This is a genomic window from Fictibacillus solisalsi (assembly GCF_900103485.1).
GTDB classification, from domain to species: Bacteria; Bacillota; Bacilli; order Bacillales; family Fictibacillaceae; genus Fictibacillus_C; species Fictibacillus_C solisalsi.
The window spans coordinates 1,905,752-1,923,200 of record NZ_FNHW01000001.1 but is presented as its reverse complement, the minus strand read 5'-3'; the positions used below and the strand labels follow the sequence as shown (position 1 = coordinate 1,923,200).

Sequence of the window (17,449 nt, the reverse complement as noted above, 5' to 3'; positions counted from 1 at the left end):
GGCCGAGGGAGACCAGGAGGCCAGAAGCAAACTGATCGAACACAACTTGCGGTTGGTTGCACATATCGTGAAGAAATTTGAGAATACAGGGGAAGTTACAGAAGATTTGATTTCCATCGGGACCATTGGGCTGATCAAGGCGATTGAGAGTTATTCAAGAGGGAAGGGAACTAAGCATGCTCTATGCGGCCCGTTGTGTGGAAAATGAGATTCTAATGTCAATAATGTTGCATGAAAAATACATTATAGTTAATGGGCAACATTCAATTGCACCTATAAAGATGGGTGCTTTTTTTATTTATATCTACTCTCCAGGTTTTTGCTGGTCATGGAATCAGTTGGAGTGGTTTAGCCATGAGATTTCAAATTTAAGTAATAATGATTGGAAAAATCTTAAGACTCGATACAGTAAAAAGACTACAGCTAACGCCGAGCCTTTTTCACTATCGTTATAATATGGTTTTTGTTCAAGTGGACTAGACTTGTTCACTTATATTTTCGATTGCTTGCTCTTTTTAATAGAGGAGGATGTAAAGGTTTGATTATAAAGCAGTCCGGAACTTCCAGCAAGTCTCCCATTTGAATTTCATAAGGATCTTCAAAGCGGTTGGCTATTTTGAAATTTACAGCCTGGGAAGTGATTGATTCCATTCCTGAAACTCAAATGTTGAGGAAAGAAGAAAGCTGGTACTTCAATCATATGTCGGGATATGAGGTTGAAATAAGATTTGGGCTTGGTTCCAAAAGAGTTAGATCCGTCCCTCATCACGTTGATGATGTCCAGTCTGACGATTTATCCGCTCCTATATGGAAACGTAACCCAGATGATTACAGGATATAAACCGAGTTTCAAGAGAGTGGACGGATTTTTTTCGATTGATTAGTGAGCGGATTTTTAATTAAGCACTTTGTTTGCACCCGAACAGGATGCCCATTTCAATAGGGGATCCTTTGTTCATGTTTAATAACCGGGGGTTAAATAGGTGCGGTGAGCCGTATCATAAGTAGATACAGTTGTTATTACCATGGAGTTGTGGCTGAGTATTTATGATATTCATTCCGAAATGGGTGATTTTTCTTCCAGGGTTTGTTAAAACCAACATAATGAATAATGGATGGTTCCATAAGTTGTAAAGAATTTGCTTGATAATTCCATTTAGGATCTAGCATTAGCCATTTGTCGTATAATATCGCATTAAGAGCATCCTGATCCGCCCAAAGGATTTTATCTGGATTTTTTCTAATGAATTTGATAACTTTGTCTGATATATGATTTTCCCTCCATTTTTGCAGGTTAATTAACAAAACACCAGAATTAAAATAACAACCTACTGGAATGGAGAGGTCTGTATATCTATATTTAGCAAGGTCGTCTCTGACTGCAGCTAAAAAATAATTTTCAATATCAATTTCCCATAATTTAGATAAGTCCTCTTTAATTATTATATCGCAGTCCAAATATATTGCTTTCTTAATTTTTTTTTCTAATAAATCTGGTATAAAAATTCGATAGTAGGCTTCCGCCGTTAAGTAGTCAATCAATGGATAATTACTGTATAGTGATTTTTCTAATCTTAAAAATTGGACTTTAAAATTAAATTTATTGGCAATTTCACTCAATTTATATTCATTCTTTTTCGATAGACGGCTGTAGAGGATATAAATACTAATGGTATTCTTTGAAATCTTGTTCTTAAAAAGCGAATTTAACATAACTGCCAAAGGTTTTGCATAGCGATTGTTTGTAGCTACTACAATGTGAATTTCTTCCATTTTTTCACCTTCCAATATATTCTATTCCCCTTATTGAATAATTTTATCTTTCACAATAAGGCGCTTTTCTTGAATAATAATGCATGTTTTCTTACTTGATTCCGGAAGAATAATTATTATGGATTGGATTTGTAGCAGGGATCGTGAAGGATTACACTTAAACTAATGGGTGCGCTAGCTGAAGATCGTAGCTGTCCTTAACGCGTTTACTTATGGAAAGGGGCATTTTTTTTTGCGGGGGATGGAACTGGACTCATCAAATTCTTTCTTCTTTTTCTTTTTGCAATTACATTTTGGAAAGCCAGGGTCTATGAGCTCATATATTGATTCTTCTTTATAGACATGGCGAGGGACATATTTGATATGCTCTCTCTCAATATGGATGATAGGGTGAACGAATGTTACTTCTTTTTCGGTATATTCGTCTTTAACAATATATTCCGGTTCACAATAATCTTTTTTCGGGATTTCTTTTTTTCTGCCATTTAAATGCACCTCATACTCGTTAAATGCATATAGAGAGACGTTGGTATGGATAAACTACTAATTACTAAAAAATTGTACATAGATGTTTCATCAGGAAGTAAACCTGAATGAGCGTTAGCTAGAGCTTGAGCTAGAACTAGAGCTAGAACTAGAGCTAGAGCTTTCTTCTTTTTCTTCTTCACAGCAAATACAGAACGTTTTTTGAACAATCACGTTTACGGCACCAGCGACTTGCGAATTAATTGTTAAACTTTCAAAATCCTCTACTTGGAACACGCGTCTTAGCCCAGCACCAAGCATTTCAGTAATGTCTCGGTGACAACCTCTTGTACGAATGGTGATGGTAATCACGCCAGTAGAGAGGTTGTTGATGTCGACCAATGTTTTATTGTGATTACAAGTGACATCATCAAAAATAGGGTTCTCTCCAGGATCAAGATTAAATACCCCATTACTAGTGGCTATGTTTTCGTTCCCAAAGGTATGGGTTTCCGTGTGGCATTTTTTATGGTCTTTGCAACTCAATTCTCTTCCTCCTCACAACAGATACAGAATGTTTTTTGCACAGATAAAAGGATGATGCCGGATGCTGTCGCCGTCACCGTAACGGTCAAACTTTCAAAATCCTCTACTTGGAAGACACGCCTTTGTCCAGGATTAAGCGTAAATACGATGGGCCCTCCACATTCTCTTGTATTGATGTTGACTACAATGGGAGCTCCCACATCGTTTTGGATATTGATCAATGTTTTATTGTGATTATTGGTCTGATCTTCAAATATGGTAGTCAAACCAGTAGAGATAGGAAAAATCGTACCTGCCCCCGTTTCCGGGCCCCCGATGATATGCGTTCCCACATTGCAATTTCGATCGTCTTTAGAAGACATTTTCTTTTTCCTCCCTTCGGACAGAGCAGCAAAGCCTGTCCATCGAGGGCTTTAAAAACCCTCTAGTAAACATTTTGAGAAAAAGAGAGAAACTCTTAATCTCTCAATATACTATGTAGAAATATGGAAGATGGTGAAAACATACCTAAAAAAATGCGTTATTTTTTTTACCTCACTTGGTACTATAAATGTGACAAATGAGCAATAACCATAAAGAAGCCTACCTCCGAGAAAATAGGCTTTTAAAGTACACTTAAGTTTACTGTTACATATTTATGGGATCAGTAGAATCCAACTGCCAAATAAGACGGCTTTATTTATTAAGCTAACGGGTCCGATTGCAAAATAAAGTGATCGTTTGGCTATCGGCGGATTCGCAATGAACTTAGACATCAAGGAGACGCTGCACCTTTTTTGATTCACTAGGTCTGGCCATCATAAATCGCCTGTATCCGTTTCTTTAACTCCGCATCCGGATCGGGACGATCTTATATTTCAACCAATAATAATAGGAACTGCGTAGAATTTCTGCGAGCTGGATAAACCGGAAATTCATGCCCTAACTCATAGACTACTTGCGCTTTGTCTCGTTTGGTGATTTTTCTTTGTTTTGAACTAAGGCATTCAACTTTTTTAAATACGCATTTTCCATACGTAACGCTTCTAGCTCCTGTTGGAGGGCTTTTTTAAAAAAATTGTAGGGCAGCCCATCCCAGCGTTTTTACTCTGTTTTGCCAGTCCAAAAGAGGAGTATTAGATTAAAGAACGCAGCTGTTTCAAAGAAAGACGTCCCATGTTCGTTCATATAGGTAAGTACGTCTAGTTTAAAGTCTACGGAATAATTTGGATTGCATTTGATAAAAGCACGTTCGCCATGGTATTCGTATCTTTTCACCCAGTATTGGAGGCTCCTTTTATTCGCGCCTATCTCTTTGGCAATAGGCCCAAGTCCCTCACTCGCTTTTAATACCGTTTTACCGCTTCCAACATTTTTCTTCCTTCGAAAATTTAGCCAAAAGAAAAGCACCTCCAAAATTTTAGAGTGTGTCTAAAATTTGGGGTGCAGTTCAAAGAGGCACAGGTCACTATTGTTAAAATTCATATTCTTCTTTATTTCCTTTGAAGCGAATACCTCTGAGCTACCTTTTACGACTCTATCGTAACTTGTCATAAGTAGCCTTGACTTAATCAAAAATGAGCAAAGGAAAAGCCAGTCTTCTCGTTAGAAGCAAAGGATTGCTACATGACAACTTGAATTATTTACATTAACTTAACGAGATCAGTAAGGCTGCAAATATGCATTCTAATTAAGGATCAGGCTTTTCACCATGGCAAACCGGTACCGAAGTCCTTTGCCAGGTTCCCACTTTCTTTTCTTCTTTTTTTTCGGTTCGCTGCTCTCTCCGCTGCAGAATTGAATAATCCTTTTTCCTCATCCGTTTCTGGAATGACTTTTGGAACGTGGGTAGGCTTACCGTCTTGATCAACTGCGACCATGGTTAAAAAAGAAAGTGCGCATACATTCCGTTCTCCTGATAGTAAGTCCTCTGCTATTACTTTAACAAATACTTCCATTGATGTTCTGCCTGCATATGTAACAAAAGCCTCTAGACAGACGGCATGACTGACATGAATAGGGTGCAAGAAGTCTACAGAATCAGTCGAAGCTGTAACAGTATTTTTACGGGAATGGCGCATTGCGGCAATTGAAGCTACATCATCTATATAAGCCATTAGTTTTCCACCAAACAACGTTCCATGATTGTTTGTATCAGGTGGTAATACAATGCTCGTTTTTACTACAAAAGAATCCCTGCATTTTTTTTGATCTATCATAAAATAACGACCTTTCTTTTCTTTTTATAGGAAGTTAGCAGTTTCCTGAAATAGGCATTGGAACTATTTATCATCCTGGTATTTAATAACTTCTATATGTTCATAGGTTTTTTTAACAACCATGAATAGTTGTTCATCATCCATATGGTTAGTAATTTCATTCGGTTTTTCACTTCTTTCCTCAGCCAAAAGAGTCAACTCCTTTCTCAACCACAGTATTAACGTTAGTTTTCCATTTCAATCAATTATAATTTCTATTGTCCAAATTGTTACTTACTGCAAAGGGAGGTTGCAACAGGTTCCTGTCTTAATGTATTTTTTACATCGCTCTAACTACTATTAGACTTGCCTTCGGAGGCGATTAAGTGCGTACCATTTGTTTTAGATAAGAAGGGAAATTCGGAGAAATTAAAACATACTAATCTTAGTATGTTTTTTATAGACATCGGTTATTGTCTATACGATGTATGGAGGAGGGAGAGCTTTAAGTGTTTTTATCTTCTAGAGCTTTCTTTTCAATTTTCAAATGGTGAATTTTAACAAATTACTACTGAGCATGATATACCATTTTTGGGTCGCTAGGGAGGAACAAATGTGAAAAGCGTTCAAATGTTACTTGAATACAGTCTGGCAGATTGAATCCCCCCACAAAGCCGCCTCGTATTTTGCGTTTCCTTTCTGATGTTTACAAAAAATGTAAATTCTCCTCGAAAGTATCCCTCACCTTATGTATAGTTTTTAGTTTGAGATATTGTTAATGTGTTGCCATCAATTCCATTTTGGAACAGACACCTAACAAGCCCAACCCGGCATACAGATAAGAGTACGAAAAAACCGCCGGGAGGTGTCTGAATGTCCGGGTTTGCTTGTTGTATTAGGGTACTTTTTCAAAGAAGTCATGCTGTTTGTCTCGTATGTGAAAAACAAAGCGTTTCCGCAGCCCCTCTCTGAAAACGAGGAAAAAGAATACTTAAAACGGATGGCCGAGGGAGACGAGGTGTCCAGAAGCAAACTGATCGAACACAACTTGCGGTTGGTTGCACGCACATATCGTGAAGAAATTTGAGAATACAGGGGAAGATACGGAAGACTTAATTTCCATTGGGACCATCGGGCTGTCAAGGCGATCGAGAGCTATTCAAGAGGGATAGCACCAAGCTTCGGACGCATGTGGCACGTTGAGAGTAAAATGAGATTCTAATGTCATTACGATTGCTTTATATAGGTACTGGTTTGATGAAAAAGTCGCTTGGGTAAATCAAGATTGGAGTTATACGTGTTTAATTTGGTGCATATATATATTCAGTCGTGATTCAAGAAAGAGGAGGGGGTTCTGTGCACGAGCATGATATTGAACAAATAGAATGGAATGACAGAGTTCTTCATCGACATCAATATGCCACGCAAACGACGATAAATAACGGACATTCGCATAACGTTCAGGGAACAACAACGCCAGCAAATAACACCATTCCTCATGTTCATTACTATGAGGGAAAAACCACTTTTGCAGATGGGCATGTTCATGGGTTTTCAGGAGACACAGGACCTGCTATCTATCTGAGCGATGGGACTCATTATCATGAGTTTTCGGGAACAACCACCTTTAATGATGGACACGTACATCATTACTTTGGAAGGACAGGAAGGAACATTAGCCCTTAGATTTTAAAAATCTAAGGGATTTTTTATTGCTGAGGAACTTGCTGATGTCTATGAAGAGAACAATCTCAAATTACTTAAAGAGGGACTAATACTGTTGAAACAGGAAGGAATTGATGAATAACAAGTACTACTGAGCAAACTCTTTAGTTTTAATAAAAAAGTTCATCTTTTACATAAGGTTTAAGGGATTGTTTTTGATAAACTATTTTTATGCAGTCTTTCGGAGGAAAAAGGTTGAAAAAGAAACAAATTATGATCATTATTATTCCTTTATTTATCCTTGGGTTATTAGGATACGGTGTTTATTGGGCATTTTTTGATATGAGTCGTTTACCTAAAGGAGATTTAATTTCAGAAGTAAGTTCACCTGATGGAACTTATACGCTTAAAGCCTATGTTTCAAATGGAGGAGCAACAACAGATTTTGCTGTTCGTGGAGAAGTAAATTTTAATAAAGAGAACAAAAAGCCAAAGAACATTTATTGGGACTACCACGAAGAAAAAGCTATTATTAAATGGATAGATAAAAATACTGTTGTAATTAATGGCCACGAATTAAGTGTACCTAATGAAACTTTCGACTTTAGAAGATAAAAAAAATCCTTCTAAACTAACAGTGGCAAGAGTGAAAAAGTAATGTATCTGTACTGCACTCCATAAGTTAGAGCTGAATTCTGACTTTTGGAGTACTTTTCTATGGCTAAAAATAGTTTCCTATAAAAATCCTGTCTGATGCTTCCGCTTAATTGCGCATAAATCCAGGTAGTTTCACTTTTTTCATGACCTAATAAGCTTTGAATAACATTTAGAGGTGCTCCATTATTCAATAATGGGTTGCATAGCTGTGGTCAGTTGATTCGGAAGTATATCTTTGTTAATGCAAGCACGGTTGGCAATTAATTCGCTTAATTATGTAACCCATCGTAGCTATGCCCATTCGATGAGGATCGCGTTTCGTGACAAAGATAGCAGGATCCCTGTCTACACGACTATCCAGGTATCGTTTTAACCAAATTTCGCAGCGGATTTTAAAATAGACTTCCCGTTCCTTATCGCCTTTACCTCTTATAACAGCTGACCGGTTCGACCAATTTTTTCTACCTTCGGGTAACAACTTCACCTAGGTCTACATCCAGTGGAAAACATGAATTCAAACAGAGCCTTTTCCATTGGGGAACAACAGGTTTCCCGAAATGTTCAAATTCCATTTCAGTCAAAAATTTAGGAATTCGATTCCCGTAGGTTCTTTTATTTTCGCTGCTGGGTTTTTTGGAATATGTCCTTCTTCATGAGACCATCGAAATAATGATTTCAAAAAACGAATTCAATGAGCCCAAGCAAGATTGCTTAATATAAATACTGTTGTGAAGGTTACCTGTATACTAGAAGATGATTCATTATTTGGCGTCTATTGCTAGTGTATTGTCGTTTTGTGCTAGTTACAGGACCGGATTATATAAGTAAAATGAAATAACTGTCCCGTTAGCAAACTTAGCTGCGTCCATTTTCTAAAAAACGCTAATGTGTTGATAGATGAGAGGTGTAATATATGACTGCACATAATCGTATTAAAATACAGGATGGATTTTGGGAAGGACTGTATCAACTTGGAATTACGTCTCAAGATGTGGTTAGGAAAGCGAAATTGCCCCTTACCGTGATCACTGAATCTGTTGTTACTACTGAGCAATATTTCGCAATATGGCAAGCATATTCCGATCTTATCGGTGATATGGAAGAGGGGATAATTAAGCTTCCGACAGTATTTGAAACATCTCATTTTCCACCGTCTGTACTGGCAGCTTACCATGCTCGTGACTACCGGGATGCCCTAAAGAGAATGGCTCGGTATAAAGAATTGTGTCCTCCTGAAAATATTCGCATTGTGGAGGAAGGCGGAGGTTGTACCATCGAAGTAGAATGGTCGGATATTGATCAACCTGGTCCACCGTTGCTTGTTGGAACTACGCTTGCATTTTTACTTGAGCTAGGGAGACGTGGTACAGGTTTGCCTTTAAAAGCGAGCTTAGTAGAATTTAAACATACCATGAATCAAGTAAAAGGAATGGAAGATTACTTTGGTTGTCCTATCCAAATTGGTGCAAAATGTAACAGATTGACATTGCATAGAGAAGATTTGGATCGCCTATTTGTTTCTTACAATGCTGAATTACTGGACATATTAACCCCCGTACTCGACCAAACCTTGGACGAACAGCGACGTCGTCACACTATAACGGAGATAGCTAAGTGGATATTGAAACGCAGTTTAACAGGAGATCGACTAGAAATACAAGATGTAGCAAGTGAGTTGGGAATGAGCGAACGCACCTTACAGCGCCGTCTAACTGACGAACAAACAAGCTTCAAACAGCTATTAAAAGAAGCACGCCATGAACTAGCAAGAGAGTACTTGTCAAATCCTTCTTTAGATATTAAAGAAGTGGCTTTTCTTGTAGGGTATAAAGATCAGAGCTCGTTCTATCGAGCCTTTCGTGGTTGGGAAGGTATTACCCCTTTGAATTGGCGTACTGAATATGTAAGTATAAATTCAATTAAATTGGAACCGTCTTAAAAGATAAAAAGTAAAGGGGAAATATAGGATGGAACTGGAATTAAACAATAAAACAGCCTTTGTTACAGGCTCTACAAAAGGAATAGGCAAAGCAATTGCTATAGAACTGGCCAAAGAAGGTGTTAATGTTCTTATAAATGGACGTAATGATGAAGAGGTAGAACGAACGGTAAAGGAAATTAAATCAACTTTCCCAACAACTTCTCCCCAGAATGCTACAGCGGATATCGTTGATGCCCAACAAAGAGAAGAGTTATTTAAAAAATTCCCCAGTGTCGCTATTTTAGTGAACAACATGGGAATATATGAAATTATGCAATATGAAGATCTTACCGATGAAATATGGGAGAAATACTTCCGAACTAACGTATTAGCTGCAAATGGATTATCCAAATATTATTTAACGAAAATGTTGGGAAATAATGATGGCCGCATTATCTTTATTGCAAGTGAAGAAGCAGTAATGCCTTCTGGACAGATGCCCCAGTATTGTATGACAAAATCCATGCTTTTATCATTGTCAAAAAGCTTATCTAAATTAACAAAAGGAACCGAAGTTACAATCAATACGATTATGCCTGGACCTACGCTTTCTGAAAATGTACAACAAATTATTGAGGGGATTTACAATAATGATAACATGTCTTTTTCAGAAAAAGAAAGACAATTTATGATTGAAAATCTACCTCAATCTGAAATACAGCGATTTATTAAACCGCTGGAAATAGGCAGATTAGCTGCATTCTTATGCAGTCCATATGCATCTGCATTTAAGGGATCTCCAATCCGTATGGATGGAGGAATGGTTCCAACCATTTATTAATATGTAATATTTACAACTATCTTAGTAGCTTTTTTTTAAAATGTTACAAACGGGGCAGAATTTCTTTTAATATGTGAATGAGGATGAGTTTGTGAAGAAATACACTTAATCTTAAGGGTGCGTTAGCTGAAGATCGGAGCATCTTTAAGACAGTTTTTCTTATGGATTTATTGGTCAGTTAGTGGAAGAGGAATTAAAAATATAATGGAAAAATCGATGAGAAAAATTAGATATTTTTAGAGTGTGTTTCATTCCATTTGTACAGACACCTAACAAGCCCAACCCGGCATACAGATAAGAGTACGAAAAAACCGCCGGGAGGTGTCTGAATGTCCGGGTTGCTTGTTGTATTAGGGTACTTTTTCAAAGAAGTTATGCTGTTTGTCTCGTATGTGAAAAACAATGCGTTTCCGCAGCCCCTCTCTGAAAACGAGGAAAAAGAATACTTAAAACGGATGGCCGAGGGAGACCAGGAGGCCAGAAGCAAACTGATCGAACACAACTTGCGGTTGGTTGCACATATCGTGAAGAAATTTGAGAATACAGGGGAAGATACGGAAGACTTAATTTCCATCGGGACCATTGGCTTGATTAAGGCCATTGAGAGCTATTCGAGAGGGAAGGGTACGAAGCTTGCGACGTATGCCGCACGTTGTATTGAAAATGAAATCCTCATGCACCTGAGGGCCTTGAAAAAAACGAAAAAAGACGTATCTCTTCATGATCCGATTGGGACCGATAAGGAAGGGAACGAGATCACACTGATTGATGTGCTGAAAGCGGAAACAGAGGACGTAGTGGATGCCATTCAGCTGAAAATGCAAAAAAAGAAAATATATGATTACATTCATGTGCTTGATGACCGTGAAAAAGAAGTTATTGTCGGCCGGTTTGGCCTGGATCTGCAAAAAGAGAAGACCCAGCGGGAAATAGCGAAAATGCTGGGGATCTCCAGAAGTTATGTATCGAGGATTGAAAAACGGGCACTGATGAAGCTGTTCCACGAGTTTTATCGAAGCCGTCAGCAGAGCCAGAAGGATCGGCCAAATTATTAAGTAATTGTTCCTGCTGCATCTATAAAAGGGTATTCCTTACACTAAGGAGTACCCTTTTATTTTTGTACGAAGGAATACTTGTTTCTTTGTTTGGGAGGCTGCTTTTTATCGTTACTATACACTGTTATCCTCTTTCCGGAAGTGTAAATAACCAAAGTCGAAATTGAGGGTTTGCAAGTTATTTTATCGCAAGCTCTATGGTCTCTTTTATTTCTGTATAAGCAACTGGTTGTGTGACTTTTTCTAAAGTACTTAATGAAATTCTTTTTTGCTGAGGGAATAAAGTGTTTAGGACAGTGGTTTTTACTACATAAAAGTGCCACTGCTCGGTGTTAAGAACATCAATCAGGTTCGCATCCTTTTCAAAAAGTAAACAAAAAACATAAAGATCTGCATTTCTGATAGGTTCTGTTGTGTAGGTTCGTGTTTCGTAGTTATAAGTTCTTTTTGCTTCAATCCCAAAGCTTATTTTGGAATATTGGCCTTCATGCCAGGACTGTATATAAGCAGCAGATTTTACTTCGATTTTTTGCCTTTGTACATTAAATCGTAAGCATCCCATTCAATACGAGGTTGGTGTAACACATCTAATGTGCTTCCAACAAGAAATTCGGCAAAAACACCTCTTAATGAATTTGTTAAAACATCTGAAAACCCCCAAGACCAAAAGTCGGATATATTAAGCCCGGTACCTTGAATTTTCGTGTTTGGAGCAAGTCTTTCCAACATAATAAACTCCTTTCTCTGCTAGACGAAAGTTGTTATTAATGTTTATACCACCATCATTCTCAATAAAACGTAACCTGGTCATAGGATTAATTTATAAAACCAATTTAATGTAAAACATAGGATTTTCTTGTTAGATGGAGAAAATCAAAGGATTTTAAAGATAAGAAATTATTTATGCGCTTACATAATAGTAACTCCTTTTAGTGATCCGTGGTATAATCGTAGCCGTTGATAACGGCCCCGACTTTCATGAGAGTTGAAAGTCACTAAAAATAAGTATAAACGAGGTGTTTTGTAGTTGAATTTCGAGACAATTAAAAAGGATTGGTTTGGCAATATCAGAGGGGACATCCTTTCGGGTATTGTTGTTGCGCTTGCCCTTATTCCAGAAGCAATCGCGTTCTCCATTATCGCAGGGGTAGATCCAATGGTTGGATTGTATGCCTCATTTTGTATTGCTGTCGTGATCTCCTTTGTTGGTGGACGTCCAGCCATGATTTCGGCTGCAACCGGAGCGATGGCGCTCGTAATGGGATCTTTGGTGGCAGATCACGGGTTGAAGTACTTGCTGGCGGCGACGATTCTTACAGGGATTATCCAAATCATTATTGGAGCGCTTAAACTAGGAAGATACATGAAGTTTGTGCCGCGTCCAGTCATGATTGGATTTGTAAATGCGTTGGCGATTCTAATTTTTACTGCACAGCTGCCCCATTTTGTGGGTGAAGGCTGGCCAATGTATGCCATGGTTGCAGGGGCACTGGCTATCATTTATTTGTTCCCGCGAATCACAAAATTGGTTCCTTCGCCGTTGGTGGCTATTATCGTCATTACCATCTTTGCTGTTACAACTGGTTCAACTGTAAGGACAGTAGGGGACATGGGGCATTTAAGCCAATCGCTCCCAACGTTCCTTATTCCTGATGTTCCATTTAACCTGGAAACGTTAAAGATAATCTTCCCTTATTCGATCGCGCTGGCTCTTGTCGGTCTTCTTGAATCGCTGATGACCGCACAGATCATCGATGATTATACCGATACGGACAGTGATAAAAACAAGGAAGCCAGAGGACAGGGAATTGCAAATATCGTGGCAGGATTTTTTGGCGGAATGGCTGGCTGTGCCATGATCGGGCAATCCGGAATCAATGTCAGATCAGGCGGAAGAGGAAGACTATCCACTTTTGTGGCGGGTGCGTTCCTGATGGTGCTGATCGTTGTGTTAAATGATATTTTGGTTTCGATTCCGATGGCAGCTCTTGTTGGCGTTATGATTATGGTATCCATTGGTACGTTTGACTGGTCATCTTTAACCAAGCTGCACAAAATGCCTAAAACCGATGCGGCTGTTATGATTGTAACGGTGGTAACGGTTGTGATTACACATGACTTATCCAAAGGTGTTGTTGCAGGTGTCATTTTAAGTGCGTTGTTCTTTGCTTCGAAAATATCTAAAGTGGAGGTCCACTCCCATTTGGATGAAGAATTAAACAAAAAATTGATTACAGTAAAAGGGCAGTTGTTTTTTGCTTCTGTCACCGACTTTGTATCACAATTCGAGTTTGCAGAAAGGGCTGATGAAGTCGTTATTGATCTCACCTACGCTCACTTATGGGATGACTCGGCTATTGGAGCCATTGATAAGGTCGTATTAAAATATCGCCAGGATGGTGTTAAAACCAAACTGGTTGGAGTAAATAAAGGCAGTATGGAGCTGATGAACAGACTTGCGGTTCATGACAAGGAAAACGCAAAGGTGTCTGCTCATTAATGAAAGAAGCAAAAAAGGGTACACGGTATGTGTACCTTTTTTACTATTTTGAAAATAAGGATTTGGTTACTACAGTAAAAATGAGAGCGGTTACAATAGAGGGTACCTCGAGGTACAGAAATGATACATTGCTTCGGAAACAAGCCCTTGATCAGCTTTTTAACCAACCAGAACCATTGGAAGAAAAAAACTTGACCCCGAATTATAGTCTTGCATTAGCAGGAATCCTCATGATTATTGTGAGTAAAGTGATAGGATAAAAAAACAACAAGCCATGGCAAAAGCCGGGCTTGTTGTTTTTTTAAAATTCGCCTCCGAATGTCTGATAAATGAGAAGGCCATTCAACATAATAATGATGGCTGCCACCAATATCAGCAGGATATTGGTCCACCGCTTGTTTGCGTAGCTACCCATAATCTTTTTACTGCGGGTAAACATGATTAAAGGAATAATGGTAAACGGAAGCTGCAGACTCAAAACGACCTGGCTGACCACGAGCGCTTTCCATGTATCGATTCCCGCTCCAATAATGATAAGAGCAGGGATCATGGTAACGAGCCTTCGTACCCAAATCGGAATCTTAATGTTCAAAAAGCCTTCAAGTATATATTGGCCGGCCATAGTCCCCGTTACAGAAGATGAAAGTCCGGCTGATAACAAGGCTATGGCAAAGGCGAGACTTGCAAATCCACCGAGAAGCGGTGTCAGAGTAGAATACGCATCTTCTATGGATGTGACTTTCAAGCCATTCTTGTAAAAGACAGCTGCTGCCACTACAATCATGGCCGAGTTAATGAACCATGCCACGTTCAACGCAAGCAGTGAATCAACGATAGCGTACTTATATACCAGGTGATTATGCTTTGGCTGGTTCTTTTTCAGCCGATTTTTCACAACCGAAGAATGAAGAAAAATATTATGCGGCATGACTGTTGCCCCAAGCATTCCGATGGCCACAAGGATGCTCGCCGAGTTGAGATGGGGAACGACCATATGGTAGCCGACCTGCCCAAGGTCGGGTTTTGCATAAAACAATTCAACAATATAGACCGCTGCCACTATAATTACAAAGCCCAGGATCAATTGTTCAATAAAACGGAAACCGTATTTATGAAGCAGAAGGATGCCAAATGTAATGGCAGCTCCAATCAAAGCAGCCGGAAACAAAGGAATGCCCAGCAATAAGTAGATCCCGAGTGCTGCTCCAAGAAATTCGGCGAGATCGGTTGCCATAGCAGCCAGCTCTGCCGTAATCCACAAAAAAACAGCGACCGGCTTTTTAAAATGCTGCCGGCAGTTTTCTGATAATGACTTTCCGGTGGCTACCCCCAGTTTTGCAGCTGTTGTCTGCAAGAGAATGGCCATAAGGTTACTGAGCAATAGAACCCACAATAGCGTGTAGCCAAAAGCAGCGCCGCCTTCAATATTGGTGGCCCAGTTTCCGGGATCGATATAACCCACACTTACAAGAAATGCGGGGCCGAGAAAAGGAATTGCTCTGCGAATTTTCCCCTTTCTGGGCATTGCAGCTTCCAATGCTTTACTATTCAATGTTGCTCACCTTCTTTTGCAAAATAAGTCACAGGGTGTGTCCTTAAGGTTAAAAAGTTTCCTGCATTCAACATTTTGAGAATTGACTATAATATATGCGACGATACAGGAAAATGCAACAAATTCGCATTAAAATGGAATACGCTTTTTTTTTCTTTCCATAGTATTTTCGAAGGAGCCATCTCGTATCAAAAAGACTTGAACGAATGGACATAATGTTTTCGATCGAATAATACCAATAAAGGGATTGATCTAAGAATTAAGGGGAATAGATGTAAAGAACATTCTACATAAGGGAGGCTCGGGCGTATGCAGGAAGTTTTGCTTTTTGCCATAATGATCATTACACTCGTTTATTTCATGTATCTTTGCATCGCAGAATAGCTTCTTTGCTCTCTTCCTGAATGAAGGAAGAGAGTTTTTATTTAAAATAAACTAAAGGGTCGATTTATTATGAAAATTTCACTATAATGGAAATAGATCGAATATTTTATACATAAGGGGGATTTTAGATGCTATTGCAAGGTTTGCGTGAAAGCTGGGATCTGGAATCAATATTTAAGGGCGGAAGCCGCTCTGAGGAATTGCTTGCCGCTATCGGACGCATTGAAACACAACTGGCTGATCTTAATCAAAAAGTCGAAAGTTTTCAATTTTCGGAGGAAGCCCTTCAAGAAGTTGTTGAAGGCGTTCAGCAAAGTGCAGCGCTTATCAATGAATGTGTTTCTTTTGTCGGCTGTTTGACAGCTCAGGATGTCAATGACAAGCAGGCCCTGAATCTTCGTGGAAAATTGGAATCATTAAATGCTGTTTATGCTACAGTTTTGGTTCTTTTGGATAACAAGATGGCGGACATTCCGGATGAAGAGTGGAATCGCGTGATTCAAAAACCTTATTTTGCTGCTATTGCTTTTCCATTGTCAGAAAGACGAAATCTTGCTTCACAAAAGCTTTCTTATGAACAAGAAGCGCTGATGAATGATTTGGCTGTAGATGGTTATCACAGTTGGTCTACTCTGTATGACACGGTCGTTGGAAAAATTGGCATCGAAGTGGAAAAGGACGGAAATAAAGAAACCCTTTCTGTCGGGCAGGCCGAAAACCGCATGACAAGTCCGGACAGAGACGAAAGAGAAAGTGTTTTTGCCAAATATACAGAAGCATGGGAAGAGCAGGCGGATTTTTGTGCAGAAGCTTTAAACCATATTGCTGGATTCCGGAACAGTGTGTATAAACATCGTAAATGGGAGAATGTCCTGAAAGAACCTCTCGATATTAACCGAATGTCAGAGGAGACATTAAAGGCGATGTGGCAGGCGATCGAGGAAAACAAGGAGCTGTTCGTGACGTATTTGAACCGAAAAGCTTCACTGTTAGGTGTGAAGAAGCTGAGCTGGGCAGATGTAGATGCTCCGCTTACCAATGTTGACAGTAAAATGAGCTATGATGAAGGTGCCAGCTTTATTGTAGAACAATTCCAATCCTTCAGCCCGAAGATGGCGGAGTTTTCCAAGCGGGCTTTTGAAAAGCAGTGGATTGAAGCAGAAGATCGCTCTGGAAAACGACCAGGCGGATTCTGTACAGGATTCCCAGTGAAAAATGAAACGCGGATCTTCATGACGTACTCAGGTACTCCAAGCAATGTTTCCACATTGGCTCATGAACTTGGCCATGCTTTTCATTCGTATGTGATGGACGACATGCCATTTTTGGCAACAGACTATGCGATGAATGTGGCTGAAACGGCTTCTACGTTTGCGGAGTTGGTGGTGTCTGATGCCGCCGTGAAAAAAGCAAAAAGCAAGGAGGAAAAAATCTCCCTCCTCGAAGACAAAGCTCAGCGCTCGGTTGCGTTCTTTATGAACATCCACGCACGCTTTTTATTTGAAACAAGGTTCTATGAAGAGCGCAAACAAGGTCTTGTTCCTGTTGAACGGTTGAAGGAGATCATGATCGAAGCACAAAAAGAAGCATTTTGTGACTCATTGGGAAGCTACCACCCGTATTTCTGGGCATCAAAGCTTCATTTCTATATTACAGATGTTCCGTTTTACAACTTCCCTTACACGTTTGGCTATTTATTCAGTGCCAGCATTTATGCCATTGCCAAACAGGAAGGAACGAGCTTTGAAGAAAAGTACATTGCGTTGCTCAGAGATACAGCCAGCATGACGGTCGAAGAGCTTGCTATGAAACATTTGAATGAAGATGTGACGAAGGCAGAATTCTGGAAAAAAGGGATTGATGTGGCCATCGAAGACGTGAAGGAATTTTTGGAGCTGACACAAGATTAACTC

15 protein-coding genes and 4 pseudogenes are annotated in these 17,449 nt (G+C 39.3%); 10 read left to right on the top strand and 9 right to left on the bottom strand.

Annotated features, from left to right (window positions below):
• Positions 1 to 239, top strand: a pseudogene (locus BLT53_RS09935) (sigma factor); the annotation flags it as partial.
• A 781-nt stretch (positions 240 to 1,020) separates the two neighbouring features.
• Here BLT53_RS09935 and BLT53_RS09930 read toward each other — a convergent pair.
• The 6 genes and pseudogenes from BLT53_RS09930 to BLT53_RS25620 all read right to left on the bottom strand — a co-directional run bounded on the left by BLT53_RS09930 (position 1,021) and on the right by BLT53_RS25620 (position 5,171).
• A complete protein-coding gene (locus BLT53_RS09930) occupies positions 1,021 to 1,788 on the bottom strand; it encodes a glycosyltransferase family 8 protein (RefSeq protein ID WP_090234488.1) in 768 nt (255 codons plus the stop codon).
• 585 nt (positions 1,789 to 2,373) lie between these two features.
• The gene (locus BLT53_RS09920; RefSeq protein WP_090234486.1) at positions 2,374 to 2,784 is read right to left on the bottom strand and encodes a hypothetical protein; all 411 of its coding nucleotides are present in this window, start codon (positions 2,782 to 2,784) and stop codon (positions 2,374 to 2,376) included.
• Positions 2,781 to 3,146: an S-Ena type endospore appendage gene (locus tag BLT53_RS09915; RefSeq protein ID WP_090234484.1), complete on the bottom strand. Its 366-nt coding sequence runs from the start codon at positions 3,144 to 3,146 to the stop codon at positions 2,781 to 2,783. Before BLT53_RS09915 ends, BLT53_RS09920 begins: the two co-directional genes overlap by 4 nt.
• Positions 3,147 to 3,580: 434 nt before the next feature.
• Positions 3,581 to 3,828 (bottom strand): annotated as a pseudogene (locus tag BLT53_RS25780) (IS3 family transposase); the annotation flags it as partial.
• Positions 3,829 to 4,469: 641 nt separating this feature from the next.
• Entirely contained in the window at positions 4,470 to 4,982 is a 513-nt protein-coding gene (locus BLT53_RS09905; protein ID WP_090234481.1) for an acyl-CoA thioesterase, read from the bottom strand.
• A 63-nt stretch (positions 4,983 to 5,045) separates the two neighbouring features.
• On the bottom strand, positions 5,046 to 5,171 hold the full coding sequence (locus BLT53_RS25620; protein ID WP_280138800.1) for a hypothetical protein: 126 nt from the start codon (positions 5,169 to 5,171) through the stop codon (positions 5,046 to 5,048).
• Positions 5,172 to 5,880: 709 nt separating this feature from the next.
• Between BLT53_RS25620 and BLT53_RS09900 the strand changes: the two are divergent.
• The 3 genes and pseudogenes from BLT53_RS09900 to BLT53_RS09890 form a co-directional block, all read left to right on the top strand.
• Positions 5,881 to 6,161 (top strand): annotated as a pseudogene (locus BLT53_RS09900) (sigma factor); the annotation flags it as partial.
• A gap of 156 nt (positions 6,162 to 6,317) precedes the next feature.
• Positions 6,318 to 6,647 (top strand): YmaF family protein, encoded by a 330-nt coding sequence (locus BLT53_RS09895; RefSeq protein ID WP_090234480.1) that lies wholly within the window; start codon positions 6,318 to 6,320, stop codon positions 6,645 to 6,647.
• Between the two features lie 210 nt (positions 6,648 to 6,857).
• The gene (locus tag BLT53_RS09890; RefSeq protein ID WP_090234479.1) at positions 6,858 to 7,241 is read left to right on the top strand and encodes a DUF5412 domain-containing protein; all 384 of its coding nucleotides are present in this window, start codon (positions 6,858 to 6,860) and stop codon (positions 7,239 to 7,241) included.
• 110 nt (positions 7,242 to 7,351) lie between these two features.
• Here BLT53_RS09890 and BLT53_RS25775 read toward each other — a convergent pair.
• Positions 7,352 to 7,971, bottom strand: a pseudogene (locus BLT53_RS25775) (tyrosine-type recombinase/integrase); the annotation flags it as partial.
• A 225-nt stretch (positions 7,972 to 8,196) separates the two neighbouring features.
• Here BLT53_RS25775 and BLT53_RS09880 point away from each other — a divergent pair.
• The 3 genes from BLT53_RS09880 (at position 8,197) to sigK (ending at position 11,100) form a co-directional block, all read left to right on the top strand.
• On the top strand, positions 8,197 to 9,222 hold the full coding sequence (locus tag BLT53_RS09880) for a helix-turn-helix transcriptional regulator (RefSeq protein ID WP_090234477.1): 1,026 nt from the start codon (positions 8,197 to 8,199) through the stop codon (positions 9,220 to 9,222).
• 28 nt (positions 9,223 to 9,250) lie between these two features.
• Complete coding sequence (locus BLT53_RS09875; RefSeq protein WP_090234475.1) at positions 9,251 to 10,045, top strand: SDR family NAD(P)-dependent oxidoreductase; 795 nt, start codon at positions 9,251 to 9,253, stop codon at positions 10,043 to 10,045.
• Positions 10,046 to 10,374: 329 nt separating this feature from the next.
• A complete protein-coding gene (gene sigK / locus BLT53_RS09870) occupies positions 10,375 to 11,100 on the top strand; it encodes an RNA polymerase sporulation sigma factor SigK (protein ID WP_090234474.1) in 726 nt (241 codons plus the stop codon).
• A 516-nt stretch (positions 11,101 to 11,616) separates the two neighbouring features.
• Here the strand turns inward: sigK and BLT53_RS25395 are convergent.
• A complete protein-coding gene (locus BLT53_RS25395) occupies positions 11,617 to 11,829 on the bottom strand; it encodes a hypothetical protein (RefSeq protein WP_244520390.1) in 213 nt (70 codons plus the stop codon).
• 298 nt (positions 11,830 to 12,127) lie between these two features.
• On the opposite strand from BLT53_RS25395, the gene BLT53_RS09860 reads away from it, so the two are divergent.
• Both BLT53_RS09860 and BLT53_RS09855 read left to right on the top strand, forming a co-directional pair.
• Complete coding sequence (locus BLT53_RS09860; RefSeq protein ID WP_090234472.1) at positions 12,128 to 13,600, top strand: SulP family inorganic anion transporter; 1,473 nt, start codon at positions 12,128 to 12,130, stop codon at positions 13,598 to 13,600.
• Positions 13,600 to 13,860 (top strand): hypothetical protein, encoded by a 261-nt coding sequence (locus tag BLT53_RS09855; protein WP_090234471.1) that lies wholly within the window; start codon positions 13,600 to 13,602, stop codon positions 13,858 to 13,860. The genes BLT53_RS09860 and BLT53_RS09855 overlap by 1 nt, the downstream gene beginning before the upstream one ends.
• Positions 13,861 to 13,901: 41 nt before the next feature.
• On the opposite strand, the gene BLT53_RS09850 is transcribed toward BLT53_RS09855, so the two are convergent.
• Positions 13,902 to 15,152: an Nramp family divalent metal transporter gene (locus BLT53_RS09850; protein ID WP_244520389.1), complete on the bottom strand. Its 1,251-nt coding sequence runs from the start codon at positions 15,150 to 15,152 to the stop codon at positions 13,902 to 13,904.
• Positions 15,153 to 15,664: 512 nt separating this feature from the next.
• Here BLT53_RS09850 and BLT53_RS09845 point away from each other — a divergent pair.
• The gene (locus tag BLT53_RS09845) at positions 15,665 to 17,446 is read left to right on the top strand and encodes a M3 family oligoendopeptidase (RefSeq protein ID WP_090234469.1); all 1,782 of its coding nucleotides are present in this window, start codon (positions 15,665 to 15,667) and stop codon (positions 17,444 to 17,446) included.
• The last annotated feature ends 3 nt before the right edge of the window (positions 17,447 to 17,449 follow it).